Source organism: Paenibacillus mangrovi, from assembly GCF_022898935.1.
GTDB lineage: Bacteria > Bacillota > Bacilli > Paenibacillales > Paenibacillaceae > Paenibacillus_AQ > Paenibacillus_AQ mangrovi.
In genome coordinates this window covers 307653-321409 of the sequence record NZ_JALIRP010000007.1, presented here as the reverse complement: position 1 = coordinate 321409, position 13757 = coordinate 307653, and the positions used below count along the sequence as shown (strand labels likewise).

Here is a 13757-nt window from a genome sequence, read left to right as displayed (position 1 = left end):
TTACATTCCCTCCTTGATTGGTAGGTTATAGTACTACCCGGATATGCTCACGTGCAGACAGCAGACATGCATCAATGACTTTCATATTGGCAATGGCGTCTTTCGGATCATAGAGCAGGGAAGACTCGCCAAGAATGGCAGAAGCAAGATGATCGGCTTGAGCTGTATAAGCATTCACATTCGGTACTTGAATTTCCTTCCGTTCTCCACGGCTAATGATGTAGAAGTTGCCGCTTCCCACGAATGCTGAAGGGACCTCAATGATGCCTTCCGTTCCGAGAATCTCCAGAGGATTACGTGAAGCTGCCCACATGCTGCAGTCAAACGTAAGGGAAACATCACCGAAATCAACCAAACCCGAAGCCATCATGTCCACATCGTCATGTTCAGGGGAAAAGAAGGCATTTACTGTTACCGCATCCGGCTCTTTACCGAGAAGCAGCCTGGCTACACTAATCGGGTAGCAGCCGACATCATAGATGGACCCTCCGCCCCAATCTTTCCGGTAGCGGACATTCCCCGAATCTCCTGCATTGTTAAACGTAAATGCGCTCCGTATGCCCCTGATTTCTCCAATCGCACCTGACTGGATCAATTCCTTTATGGCATCGTACCGCGGATGATAGCGATACATAAAAGCTTCAGTTAAATAAACACCGGCCTGCTCTGCGGCGTCAGCCATTTCCTCGGCTTCTGCTGCAGTTAAAGCGAGAGGTTTTTCGCACAGAATATGCTTGCCGGCCTCCGCCGCCCGGATCGTCCATTCCTTGTGGAGATGATTCGGAAGGGGAATGTAGACGACATCGATGGATGGATCCTCGAGAATCGCTTCGTAACTGCCATAGGCGACAGGAATATGGAGTTCTTCAGCCGTTTGCTTGGCCTTATTTTCATCTCTGCTCGCGATCGCCACAACTTCATTCATTTCAGACATATGTACACCTGGAATAACCGCTCTCTTGGCAATACCGGCGCAGCCGAGAATACCCCATTTCAGTTTACGACTCATAAGAAAAGTTCAGCTCCTTTACTTCTTTTATGATTATATTGCGATTATAAAAGATCTAAATTAAAATTTATATAATATTATATTGCATTTGGTTATAACAATATTGTCATTGCGAGGAGGAGTCATGAAAAGACAAATCCACCTGCTCACGCTGCCGGAAATGCCCTTTTTCTGTTTTCCAGAATCCGTAGGTATATATCAAAAAGATCCAGACCACAGCGTAATCCGTAAAGCTGGAGTATTGAATAATTTCAACATTCATTATGTTGCTGCAGGTAAAGGCTATGTAGAAATCGATAGTGTCGTGCATGAGCTGCGAGCCGGGGAGGCCGTGCTTTATTTTCCGATGCAGGAGCAGCGATATTACAGTAGTAAGGACGATCCGTGGGATGTACGCTGGGTTCATTTTTACGGAAACGGACTTTCCTCTTATTTGGTTGAGAGAGGACTTCACAAGAGTCTACTGTGGTCGATCCGCCGGACGGATCTCTTTGAAAAAGCGCATGAAGAGCTGCTGCGGGAAGCCGAGGATCATCGGATGCTGCATCCGGTGCATTTGTCCACGCTGACTTACGCGCTGATCAGTGCTTTTGTAGAGCAGGCCTCCGCACTCACGGGCAGCAAGACGAATACATCGAATCGGCGAATTCTTGAGCTTCTCCCTGAAATGCAGCAAGAAGCGGTGAAGCCTTTTAGCTTGGAAGAGTGGTCCGAACGATTGGGCGTCAGCAGCTACTATTTCTGTAAGCTGTTCCGTAGTGTCATGGAAATGACGCCGATGGAGTTCATTACACGATGCCGTCTGCAGGCGGCCAAACAGTGGCTTTTGGAGCGCAAGGAAACAACGGTAGGACAGATTGCTGAAGATGCAGGGTATCCAAGCGTCAGTTATTTTAACAAGCGATTTATGGAGCATGAAGGGATGACTCCCACTGCTTACCGCAGACTTTATGGTGTGCATGATAAAGGTTCATAACTTAGACACAAAGTAGAATCGAAAAATGTTGTCAAATTCAGGAAACGTGATTAAACTAATATTAGTACGATCGTTCTATTGATATCGAGGGCCCTTTTTGCAACGGCTCTTTCTCTTTCTAAAGATTAGAACGGACGTTCAAATTATTCGAAAGTGGTGGAACAGCTTGAACTTCGTGTATTGGATTCTTGGAGGAATCAATCTTCTGATGTGGGGGTCGATCGCAATCCTTTTTACATGTAATGTTAGAAAAATCGGAGCATTGCGATACACGGAAGAGAAGAGGGGAGAAGACGAGCCGAAAATCTCTGTCATCATTGCAGCACGAAACGAAGAAAAGGCTTTGGAGCGATGTGTTGAGTCGTTAATGAATCAGACCTATTCGAATGTGGAAGTTATTGTGGTTAATGATCGCTCCAGTGATTCTACGGGATCAATCATCAACAAACTGGTCAAAAAATATCCCCGAGTCAAGGGTATCGAAGTGACAGGTCTCCCTGCGAAGTGGATGGGCAAAAGCCACGCACTGTATCAAGGAACAAGGCAATCCAATGGGGAATGGATTCTCTTCACGGATGCGGATATCCTCTTTGAGCCCAGATGTATTGCTAAAGCGGTTACGTACGTCCACCAGCATGGTTTGGATCACCTGACCTTGATACCGGATTTCGCCGGGAATCACATCTTCTCCAAATGGTATGCCGCATTTATTTTCATGAGCTCATCATCGTTCGGACAGCTGTGGAAGGTCAAGAACGCGAAAGCACAGCAATCTTTGGGGGTTGGAGCGTTCAACCTTCTGAAGCGTGAGGTGTACGAATACATCGGAACCCATGCTGCATTCTCTTATGTAACGACGGATGACGCCGCTTTGGGAAAAAAAGTGAAGCAGGCGGGGTTTCATCAGGATGCCGTTTATGGAACCCGGATGATTGCCGTCTGGAATTGGTACGAGAGTGTCAAGCAGCTCATCGGGAGCGTGGAGAAATCCGTATTTCAATACCCCAATGCAATTGTAACGACCGTGTCCTGTCTTCTCACCATGATTTATCCTTGGGTAGGTTTATTCATCGGTCCCGTGTCCGCAAGATTTCTGTGTGGAGTGAGTGTTCTATCCGTGCTTTGGCTTTATTACGTTTACGCGAAACATTCAGGCAGCGGTCCATGGTATGGAATAACGCACCCGATTGTCGCTGCTTTTCTGATTATCGGCGGCTTGCGTGGTGCTTACAAGGCTTCGCGGAGCGGAGGCATGACCTGGCGCGGAACAACGTATGACCGAGATCAATTAAAAGCTTAAACGATTACGAAAGAGCGTATTTTCGTACAAAAGCCTGATTGCTCAGGCTTTTTTTGCTGTATAAAAAGCGGGCGGTTTGGGGTCAGTCCCAATACCGTTCAAGGTTCTTTGCTTTTTCTGGATCGTCTTTTTGTTTATTTGGGCTTGAGTAAAATAACGCTTAAAAATGGAATATGGAACATAATGGTTGACACAAGCATACGTTATAACTATAATACAATTAACAAAACGTTAAATGTTAAATGAAAAAACGAATCAAAAGCGAGGCGGGTACATGTCCAACGAACAAGCGCTGCAGCAGTATGATGTCAAAAAATACAGAACACCGGATGGTTACACATCAGACATTGCCGTATTTACCATCCTTTCAGCGAAAGCGGAAACCTTCAAACCGCCCTTCATGGATCTTCAAATTATGCTCATCAAACGGAGTATGCTGGATAGTGAAGGACGTCCCAATATGGAAGCGGGCAAATGGGCTTTGCCAGGCGGCTTTGTGGATCCGGAAGAATCCGCTTTTCAATCGGCGCAAAGGGAACTCAGAGAAGAGACTGGCGTGGATCATATTCATCTCGAGCATTTTGGAGTTTATGATACACCGGGGCGTGACCCTAGAGGCTGGATCATCTCCAACGCCCATTATGCGATCGTGCCAGAACATCTATTATCCGAACGCCGGGCTAACGACGATGCCAGTGAGGTTGAACTCTTTTCGGTAGAGAAAGTACTGGATCTGGATCTGGCCTTTGATCACGCACGCATCATACAAGATGCAATTGCCGTAATCCGGCAAAAGCTGCTGGAAACAACGGTGGCCAAAGAGTTTTTACCTGAAGAATTTACGTACTCCGAGCTCCAGGCGGTCCTGAAGACCGTTACAAACGACTCGGCCATCGTGCTTGATGCGGCTTTCGCAAGAAAAATTAAATCGTTGCCTTTTATTCAGGAGGTACCCGGGAAAAAGACCACACGTACTTCCAAAAAGCCGACGCAGTTATACCGTTTCATAGATGTTGAAGTGAATAACTCGATCTATCACGCGAAAAAATGATTTTCCATTTCAGGAGGGATCTTTAATGAATGCGGATAAAAGAAAAGCGCTGATCAATATTGATTATACGAATGATTTTGTGGCGGCTGATGGGGCATTAACCTGTGGGAAGCCGGGCCAGGCGATCGAGCAGCGAATCGCTCAGCTCACAAAAGAGTTTATTACAAATCATGATTTCGTCGTCTTTGCCATAGACCTGCACCATGAGGGAGATACGCTGCATCCTGAAACCAAGCTGTTCCCGCCGCACAACATCAAAGATACGCCAGGTCGCCAGCTGTATGGAGCACTCGAAGCCGTTTATCAAGATAACAAAGCCTCGGATAACGTCTATTGGATGGACAAAACGAGATACAGCGCGTTTGCAGGAACGGATCTCGAACTGCAGCTTCGGGCAAGAGGCATTTCCGAACTTCATCTTGTGGGCGTTTGTACAGATATTTGTGTTTTGCATACAGCTGTTGATGCCTATAACAAAGGATTCGATATCGTCATTCACCAGGATGCCGTAGCGAGCTTCGATCCGGAAGGACATACATGGGCTCTGCGTCATTTCAAAGGTTCGCTGGGTGCGGAAATCAAGGAGGGCTGACCATGACTAAGCAAATGATTAAGATTCCAGAGACTCCTTTCCCGGACGACAGTCTTACCCTTCATACAGATAAATACCAGATCAATATGGTCGAAGCCTACTGGCGAGATGGGATTCACGAACGAAAAGCCGTATTCGAAGTTTACTTCCGGAAAATTCCTTTCCAGAACGGATATGCAATTTTTGCGGGATTAGAGAGAGTTATCCGCTACCTGCATGCGTTTCGTTTCAGCGACAGTGATTTGGCATTCTTGCGGGAAGATGGTTATGCTGAAGATTATCTTGAATATTTGGCTTCGCTTCGGTTCACTGGGACGGTTCTCTCGATGAAAGAAGGGGAATTGGTCTTTGCCAATGAACCGATCATGCGGGTTGAGGCAACACTTGCGGAAGCGCAGCTCATCGAAACGGCTATTCTTAATATTGTTAATTATCAGACGCTAATTGCTACTAAAGCCTCGCGGATCAAGCAGGTCGTGGGTCAGGAGACTACGATGGAGTTTGGTACCCGAAGAGCGCAGGAATTGGATGCGGCCATCTGGGGAACCAGAGCGGCATATCTGGCAGGTTTTGATGCGACATCGAATATGCGGGCTGGAAAGATTTTCGGCATCCCGACCGTCGGGACTCATGCACATTCCCTGGTGCAGGCTTATCGCGATGAATACACCGCCTTCCGCAAATACGCGGAGAGTCATAAAGACTGCGTTTTTCTTGTCGATACGTACGATACACTCCGTTCGGGCGTTCCGACGGCAATTCAGGTTGCCAAAGAATTTGGCGATCGGATAGACTTTAAAGGGATTCGTTTGGATAGCGGCGATTTGGCTTATTTATCTAAAGAAGCACGAAAAATGCTGGACAGCGCAGGTTTCGAACATGCGAAGATTTACGCATCGAATGACCTTGACGAGCAGACGATCATGAATCTGAAAACGCAAGGGGCCCGAATCGATGTATGGGGTGTGGGTACGAAGCTGATCACCGCTTACGATCAACCTGCCTTGGGGGCTGTTTACAAGCTGATATCGATCGAAGACGAGAACGGACATATGGCGGACACGATCAAAATCAGCTCCAATCCCGAAAAGATTTCAACTCCCGGACGAAAAAGAGTGTTCCGTATCATCAATAAAGTGAGCCGCAAATCGGAAGGGGATTACATTGCGCTGGAACATGAGGAGCCGCAAAGCCAGGATTGTCTCAAGATGTTCCATCCGGTTCATACGTATATCGCGAAATTCGTGACGAGCTTTGAAGCCCGGGAGCTTCACCATATGATTTTTGAGAAGGGCGAATTGGTATATCAGCTGCCTGCGCTGCAGGACATTCAGGCTTTTGTAAAAGAGAATCTGGAAGTCCTCTGGGAAGAATACAAACGGACTCTGAATCCGGCTGAATATCCGGTGAACTTAAGCCAGCAATGCTGGGATAACAAAATGAAGCTGATCGAAGAAGTACAGCTAAAAGTGAAACAGCGGATGCAAGCATAGGAGGCTGCCATGGCTAAAATAGGAATATACGGATCATCCTTTGATCCCATTACCAACGTTCATCTCTGGACCGCAAGCACGGTTGCCCACCGCTGCAAACTGGACCGGGTGATATTTCTGCCATGCTCCAGCAAAAGACCCGACAAAAAGCTGCATATCAGCGACGAGCACCGATGGAACATGATTGAGATGGCTATTAAAGGCAATGATAAATTCGTAGCGGACGATTATGAAATGAAGAAGGTTGGGTGGGAGATTGCCACTTATCTCACGCTTAAGCATTTTAAAGAACAATTTCCGGATGACGAAATTTATTTTATTATGGGAGCCGACTTGCTGCTCGATATCGGTGAAGGGAAATGGAAGAAATCCGAAGAATTAATCCAGGAAAATAAATTTATCGTCATGGCCAGGGATGGCATTAACATGTTGTCCGCAATTAGCAAATCACCGATTCTTCGAAATGCGGATGACGGGCAAACGTTTCATCTGATCGATAAAGGCCTCGCGATGGAGATCAGTTCGAGTTATATCCGCGACGAGTTCAACAAGGGTGGAGAACCCCGGTACTTAGTACCCGACAAATGCTACGACTACATTAAAGCCCATCAATTATATCGATAAAAGGGAGAGACCACACATGAGCACTCAAGAACAAATTACGAAAACCCTGAACGTAAAGCCGGTCATTGACGCGAAAGAAGAAATCCGCAGCCGGATCGATTTTCTTAAAGCCTATTGCAAAAAGGCAGGAGCAAAAGGATTTGTACTGGGCATTAGCGGGGGGCAGGATTCCACGCTTGCCGGCCGGTTGTCCCAACTTGCTGCTGAAGAACTTCGTGCGGAAGGTTATGAGGCAACTTTTTTTGCCGTCCGATTGCCTTTTGGCATTCAAAAGGATGAAGACGATGCCCAGGAAGCGCTGGCATTTATCAAGCCGGATCAGTCCTTTGACTTCAATATCGCAAATGCTGTGAATGCTTTGGCTGAAACATATGTCGAAACCACCGGCAGCGCACTTCCTGATTACCATAAAGGGAACGTGAAGGCGAGAATGCGCATGATCGCGCAATATGCGATTGCCGGAGAACGTCAATGCTTAGTCGTTGGAACTGACCATGCGGCAGAAGCGATTACGGGCTTCTACACCAAATTCGGAGATGGAGGAGTGGATATCCTTCCGTTGACAGGACTTACCAAAGGACAAGGGCGTGAGCTCTTGAAGGAGCTGCAAGCGGCAGAACGGTTGTACCTGAAAACGCCGACTGCGGATCTCCTGGATAACAAACCTCAACAGGCCGATGAAACGGAGCTGGGAATGAAATATAACGTCATCGATGAATATCTGGTTGGGAATAAAGTGGATCCGGAAGAGCAAGAGAAGATCGAAAAACGCTACAATAACTCGCAGCATAAACGCGAGATGCCAGTAACACCTTTTGATGAGTGGTGGAAGTAAGCCTCAAACATATATAAGCTCAGTCTGCTTCGGGCAGATTGGGCTTTTTTTTGTGAAGAGTTGTGTTGTCGAAAATAAAGACTCACGCGGCGGCGTTGAGCTAACGGGCAGATTTGCTTAAGTTGGAGTGATATGATGATACAGGTTCGCAAAATATTTTTTTAGTTCGGTACGGCAATCCCTTGACTCTTTTCTGAGGTGATAATAATATATTACCATGATATATCATGATGACATAACATGAGTGAGTCGAGAGGAAATGGAGGGAATCAAGACATCTATGTACGAAATGATCGTTCTGGGCTTCTTTATGCGTTACCCCATGCATGGTTACCGGATATCAAAGATTGTTAACGATATTGTCGGACCTTATGCCAAGTTCAGCAGCGGCCGACTTTATCCATTGCTTGTAAAGCTAGAAAAGCAAGCTCTCATTACGGATGCCGGCACACCAAATGAAAACCGTCAGCGAGTGTATCAAATTACAGATTCCGGTCAGAATCACTTTTATAATTTGATCATGGATACTACTTCCAGTCTGGGTGAATACCAAAAAATATTCTGGTACAAAATGATTTTTTTGGATTTGCTGACGCAAGGTCAGCGTGATTATTTGTTGGACCACTATATCAACTACTGTCAAACTCATGTTTTCTATATTCAAAGTGAGCTAGAAGATCTGCAACAAAGACTTCAGGAAAGTGAAGGTCAGCTGCACTCGGTAATTTCTGTGATGAACCGTAATATTAACTTGTGGAAATCCGATCTTGAATATGTTCAAAATATGCGAAATCAGTAAGGAGAAATGGAGTATGTCAAATGTGACCACCTTCAGCTCACAAGGACAACCTAAGTTAAACTCCACAACCAACAAAGAAAATTTCGACTCAGCCGTACCGCTTCATGTCCTCATCATCGGCGGCGGGATCGGCGGACTCTGCCTGGCCCATGGGTTGAAGCAGGCTGGCATCAGCATTGCGGTGTACGAGAGGGACCGTACTCCCACCGCCCGCGAACAGGGCTATCGCATTCATATTGACCCGACCGGCAGCCGGGCTCTAAACAGCTGTCTTCCCACCGTTCTATGGGATGCGTTCGTCGCCACTGCTGGTGACCCCGGCGCAGGCTTCGGATTCCTCGACGAGAAGCTGCGGACGCTGGTGCTTGTCGAAGACGATATCGTCACCGGAGGGGTGACTGATCCGTCAAAGGGCCACCACGCGGTTAGTCGGCTTACCCTCCGTCAAATTCTTCTCGCTGGACTGGACGATGATGTACACTTCGATAAGGAGTTTGTTCGTTATGAGCATTTACCCAACGGACGTGTCACCGCCGTCTTCACTGACGGTACCACGGCGACCGGCGATCTGCTTGTCGGTGTTGACGGCGCCAACTCCCGGGTACGCCGCCAGTATCTGCCAAAGGCCGAGCGGGTCGACACGGGTGCGGTCGGCATAGGCGGCAAGCTCGAGCTGACCAAGGGTACTCGGGTCTGGCTACCGAACCGGGTTACAAACGGGATGAATGTAATCCTGGGCCCGCAGCACTTCCTGTTCACCGCCATCTTTAACCGGAGACGCACTCCCGATGAAGCGCTGAAGTTGCTCGGCGACAAGGTTAGAGCCGCAGGTTTGAACCCTGATCAGCTCTTCCACAGCCTTGAAAACAAAGACTACATTCTTTGGGCGTTCATCACTCGCCGCGATGACCGTACCATTAAAGCCACCGACGGGCAGGGTGAAGCCTTACAAAAGCTAGTCAGCCAGATGATCGAAGGCTGGCACCCGGACCTACACCGGATGATTGTTGAGACGAGCGCCGATACGATCCAGGCATTCGAGTTTAGAACTTCCGTTCCGATTAGACCATGGGAGAGTACGAATGTTACTCTGCTTGGAGACGCAATTCACAGCATGACTCCAGCGGGGGGGATTGGTGCCAATACCGCGCTGAGAGACGCAAGTCTGCTCTGCAGCATGCTGATAGACGTCAAGCTAGGAAAGCAATCCCTTATTCCGGCTATACACAGTTATGAAGCATTGATGTTGGAGTATGGCTTCGCTGCCGTTAAGGATTCGATGCGCAACACAAAGCAGGCTTTGGCCGGCCGCATTTCACGGATTACGGGCAAGGGTTTCCTGAGGCTTTGCGGAGCGGTGCCCTCACTGCGGCGCGCGGTGTTTAGCGACCGGTGGTCTGATCACACTAAGCAGCAAGCTGGGCAAACGAAAGCCAATCAGGAACTTTAGTATGGTCTTAATTGGCGCTTAGCAACACGTTAGTTCAATGAAACAGCGATAGTCTAGGACTTTATTTTCTAGTCCATGGCTGTCGCTGTTTCAATTTCTGTGATCAGTCTAATACTTTATTCTCACTGACCATGTGCTAAAAAAAATATGTTAGTGTACTCAACCTAGTACCTTGCAAAGCACAGTACTGGGTGATATTATAGTAACGAAAGGAGCGGACAGTTGTATGGAAATGTCAGAATGGACATCTCAGGTTCGAAGAGGAATCCTAGAGTATTGCATTTTGCAGCTGATCAGCAGAGAGCCCAGGTACGGATATGAGCTTGTAACGCTGCTTGATCAATGGGAGCCTCTTGCCATAACGGAAGGAACACTGTATCCGCTGCTGCGCAGGCTGCTTAAAGATAAATACATTGAATCCTTCTGGAAGGAATCCGAATCCGGACCGCCCCGGAAGTACTACAGTCTTACGGACTCCGGACGCCGCTTGATGGAAAAGATGTCGGTGGAATGGAACAAAATCAGCAGTGCTGTCGGACATATTCAATTATTCGGAGGAGAGAATCATGATTAGTGCGTATGGAAGGTCGTATTTAGAGAAATTGAACCACTATCTGGAGAAGCTGCCTGATGCAGAAAGAATGGATGCAGTTATGGAAATCGAAAGCCATATTGCAGAGGGAATTGCGAATGGACAGCCTGAAGCCGTAATCCTCTCACGTCTAGGCGATCCACGCAAGCTGGCGAGAGCTTACCGGAGTGAACATATGGCTGGGCATATGAGTGTAAGATCGATTAAGGATGTGCTGACGATGGTCGGATTCTACTGTACTACCGGCCTCCTGAGCGTTATGGTAATTCCGGTGCTGGCAACGGTAGCCTATGGTTTCGGGTTTTGTGCCGTAATGATTTTCATTGCAGGCATTCTGCGCACTTTCGGCGCGTCTTGGGTCAATATGACCATTGCGCCCGGTGTGGAAATTCCATCGGAATACAGCATGGTATTTGCTGCGGTCGTGAGCGCAATTGTTGGCGGAATCGCCTACTTCAGCTGGGTGGGTTTGAAGAAATACCTTGCATTCCTGTCCGAGCGTTACAGACGTTCGCTGCCGGGAGCGAGATCGTTTGAAAACTGAAGGATCGAAAATTCTTATAGCTTGTGATGTATACATAGAAAAGCCTCCTTCGTGTGTAGAAGGAGGCTTTTGCATTTTCAAACCTAATCGTCTGGCCTAATAGCCTGGGGATTAACGCTCCAGACGGTATCCGCCATGGAAGACAGGGCCGACGTATTCATTAAACTGATAGCCGCTGCGGATTGCTGCGGATACAAAATCTTTTGCTTTGGATACGGCATCCTTCACAGATAAACCGTTTGCTAATCCACCTGCGATCGCGGCGGCGAATGTGCAGCCTGCACCGTGGTTGTATGCCGGCTCGATTTTGTCAGATTCCAGAACGGTAAACTCGGTACCGTCGAAGAACACGTCAATCGCTTTTTCGCCATCAAGGGCTTTTCCGCCTTTAACGACGACGTTTTGAGCTCCGATCTTATGAATCTTGCGTGCAGCTTCTTTCATATCTTCAATGGTGGAAAGCTTTCCGAGACCGGACAATACGCCGGCTTCAAACAAGTTAGGTGTCACTACGGTTGCGAGCGGAAGGAGCAGATCCCGAATAGCATCGGCGCTCTCCGGATTCAAAACCTCATCCTCGCCTTTGCAGACCATCACAGGATCTATAACTACATTGCTCTGTTTGTTATCCTTAATCGCTTTTTCAGCGACACGGACGATATCAACGCTGCCGAGCATCCCTGTTTTCATCGCATCAACGGGCCCGCCTGCGAAAATCGTCTTGAGCTGTTCCGCAACTAAAGCGGCGTCAATAGGGTAAACATTATGATGCCATCCGTTATCCGGATCCATCGTCACAATGGTTGTCAGTGCGCTGAAGCCGTATGTTCCGTACTCCTCAAAGGTTTTGAGATCGGCCTGAATGCCTGCGCCTCCACTGGAGTCGCTGCCGGCAATGGTAAGAGCTTTAATAATCTTGGTCACGGTTCAATTCCTCTTTTCCTGCAATGAAATATGTAACAAACCGAGTTGATTATACCAGAAAATCGACGAACTGGTTGTTTTTTTTGGAGACTTTCATTGTAATGATGCCCCAATCAGTTAGTAAATACCACACGATCCATTTTGTCTCCCAGCTCCGGCTTTGATATCTGTATCTTTACTTTATTCCCATCCACCTTGTCTGGGAGTATGAGGGTAGGCTGCCACTGTATTTTCCAGGTATTGGATCTATCGCTTTTGTCCTGAACGAGGATTAGTTTGTAATTTTCCTGAATTTCACCCATAAAGGTTGTGATCTGGGCGGAATAGTCCACCGTATAGTTGGAGTTTTCCTCTGATTTAATTGGGGTTCCTGCACTGATCTCGATGTTTGATACTTTCATACCGCTGTATACCGATTGGTATTTCTGTACGAACTGTTCGCGCGTTAGACCGGATTTCTCTAGAGATTCCTTAGTCATCAAGTCATATAACTGGTTGAAATCCTGATCCTGCAAACTGATTATATATGAATGTACGGTCTCATTCGGTGACTGCTCATCCAGCTTCCCAAAAAAATACACATACAGAGCCAGGACGCTGGCCGCCATAATAGAGAGCATCGCGTACATTAAGAGCTGTTTTGACTTCAAGTTTATAACCTCGCTTTTGAAAAATATTTCACGAACTGATAATATGATGGAGTAGCTGAAACTTGCTCTATGTATACTATAAATTTTGCCAACACGGCAAACAATGGTATGAATCTGATGAAATTATCATTTTCTGAAAAGATTCATCAGAATTATCATTGAAAAAGAAAGCGAGAGATTCGAATGCCGGATATCATCAAAATCGTGGTAGATACAGCCGGCCAAAAAGGTCATGGTTCATTTCATTATCTGGAACAAGGGAAGAGCATTACCATCGGCAGACATACCGGTATGAATCATGCAGTTCTGGCTATTTTTAACCAGCTGGTATCCAAACAGCACTGCCGCATTTACCGTGTATATAATGAAATATATGTTGAGGATCTGGGCAGCAAAAACGGCACCGAGCTGAACGGTCAGCGCCTGATTCCCCATCAGAGGACCCTTTGGACTTACGAAGACTCCTTGACGCTGGTTAACGGTCTTGTAGAGCTGCAGCTGGAGATTAGCAGTGACATGGAAGAGACGCGGGAATACCTGATTTCCGAACTGCTTGAGCACGAAGTGAGGTTGAACGACCATTTGCAAAGTGTGCTGGTGGGAACAGACAATATTACGTTATCCAAAAAGGAATACCAGCTGTTTAAGCTCCTTCACAGCCGTTTGGATCACTTCGTGACCAAAGAAGAAATCATGCAGCATGTATGGCCGGAGCGTTGCATGGAGAACACCGAGCTTGTCGGAATCGATGAAGTGAATTCACTGATTTACCGCACGAACAAGAAGCTGGGCCGTCACTTTGTCATCAAATCCGTTTATAAAAAAGGCGTATTCATGAAAAGAGAAATGATGTAGAAGGGGCCCCTGAGGGTCCTTTTTTTGATTCAGAAATGACCTCAGAACAGGGATTGGGCAGAA

The 13757-nt window shown here is 47.2% G+C and carries 15 protein-coding genes; 12 read left to right on the top strand and 3 right to left on the bottom strand.

The genetic code is table 11. From position 1 onward, the window contains the following. Positions 1 to 25: 25 nt before the first annotated feature. A complete protein-coding gene (locus MUG84_RS18520) occupies positions 26 to 1009 on the bottom strand; it encodes a Gfo/Idh/MocA family protein (protein ID WP_244727475.1) in 984 nt (327 codons plus the stop codon). A gap of 124 nt (positions 1010 to 1133) precedes the next feature. Here MUG84_RS18520 and MUG84_RS18515 point away from each other — a divergent pair, with 124 nt between their 5' ends. The 11 genes from MUG84_RS18515 (at position 1134) to MUG84_RS18465 (ending at position 11265) form a co-directional block, all read left to right on the top strand. Then, positions 1134 to 1985 (top strand): AraC family transcriptional regulator, encoded by an 852-nt coding sequence (locus tag MUG84_RS18515; protein WP_244727473.1) that lies wholly within the window; start codon positions 1134 to 1136, stop codon positions 1983 to 1985. A gap of 175 nt (positions 1986 to 2160) precedes the next feature. After that, a complete protein-coding gene (locus tag MUG84_RS18510) occupies positions 2161 to 3285 on the top strand; it encodes a glycosyltransferase family 2 protein (protein ID WP_244727610.1) in 1125 nt (374 codons plus the stop codon). A gap of 274 nt (positions 3286 to 3559) precedes the next feature. Beyond that, a complete protein-coding gene (locus MUG84_RS18505; RefSeq protein ID WP_244727470.1) occupies positions 3560 to 4336 on the top strand; it encodes an NUDIX hydrolase in 777 nt (258 codons plus the stop codon). A 25-nt stretch (positions 4337 to 4361) separates the two neighbouring features. Beyond that, entirely contained in the window at positions 4362 to 4928 is a 567-nt protein-coding gene (locus tag MUG84_RS18500; protein WP_244727468.1) for a cysteine hydrolase family protein, read from the top strand. A 2-nt stretch (positions 4929 to 4930) separates the two neighbouring features. After that, positions 4931 to 6421: a nicotinate phosphoribosyltransferase gene (locus MUG84_RS18495; RefSeq protein ID WP_244727465.1), complete on the top strand. Its 1491-nt coding sequence runs from the start codon at positions 4931 to 4933 to the stop codon at positions 6419 to 6421. A 9-nt stretch (positions 6422 to 6430) separates the two neighbouring features. Next, positions 6431 to 7045: a nicotinate (nicotinamide) nucleotide adenylyltransferase gene (gene nadD / locus MUG84_RS18490; protein WP_244727463.1), complete on the top strand. Its 615-nt coding sequence runs from the start codon at positions 6431 to 6433 to the stop codon at positions 7043 to 7045. A gap of 16 nt (positions 7046 to 7061) precedes the next feature. Further along, on the top strand, positions 7062 to 7880 hold the full coding sequence (gene nadE / locus MUG84_RS18485; RefSeq protein WP_244727461.1) for an ammonia-dependent NAD(+) synthetase: 819 nt from the start codon (positions 7062 to 7064) through the stop codon (positions 7878 to 7880). 280 nt (positions 7881 to 8160) lie between these two features. Then, the gene (locus MUG84_RS18480) at positions 8161 to 8679 is read left to right on the top strand and encodes a PadR family transcriptional regulator (protein WP_244727459.1); all 519 of its coding nucleotides are present in this window, start codon (positions 8161 to 8163) and stop codon (positions 8677 to 8679) included. Between the two features lie 13 nt (positions 8680 to 8692). Continuing rightward, complete coding sequence (locus MUG84_RS18475) at positions 8693 to 10129, top strand: FAD-dependent oxidoreductase (RefSeq protein ID WP_244727457.1); 1437 nt, start codon at positions 8693 to 8695, stop codon at positions 10127 to 10129. A 226-nt stretch (positions 10130 to 10355) separates the two neighbouring features. Further along, positions 10356 to 10703, top strand: a complete 348-nt coding sequence (locus MUG84_RS18470) for a PadR family transcriptional regulator (RefSeq protein WP_244727454.1) — start codon at positions 10356 to 10358, stop codon at positions 10701 to 10703. Further along, positions 10696 to 11265: a DUF1700 domain-containing protein gene (locus MUG84_RS18465; protein ID WP_244727452.1), complete on the top strand. Its 570-nt coding sequence runs from the start codon at positions 10696 to 10698 to the stop codon at positions 11263 to 11265. The genes MUG84_RS18470 and MUG84_RS18465 overlap by 8 nt, the downstream gene beginning before the upstream one ends. A 111-nt stretch (positions 11266 to 11376) precedes the next feature. Here the strand turns inward: MUG84_RS18465 and pdxK are convergent, their stop codons facing one another. Both pdxK and MUG84_RS18455 read right to left on the bottom strand, forming a co-directional pair. Beyond that, positions 11377 to 12189, bottom strand: coding sequence for a pyridoxine/pyridoxal/pyridoxamine kinase (pdxK, locus tag MUG84_RS18460; protein WP_244727449.1), 813 nt, complete (start codon positions 12187 to 12189; stop codon positions 11377 to 11379). A gap of 113 nt (positions 12190 to 12302) precedes the next feature. After that, on the bottom strand, positions 12303 to 12839 hold the full coding sequence (locus MUG84_RS18455) for an NTF2-like N-terminal transpeptidase domain-containing protein (protein ID WP_244727447.1): 537 nt from the start codon (positions 12837 to 12839) through the stop codon (positions 12303 to 12305). 183 nt (positions 12840 to 13022) lie between these two features. Between MUG84_RS18455 and MUG84_RS18450 the strand changes: the two genes are divergently transcribed. Beyond that, positions 13023 to 13694: an FHA domain-containing protein gene (locus MUG84_RS18450; protein WP_244727445.1), complete on the top strand. Its 672-nt coding sequence runs from the start codon at positions 13023 to 13025 to the stop codon at positions 13692 to 13694. Positions 13695 to 13757: the final 63 nt, after the last annotated feature.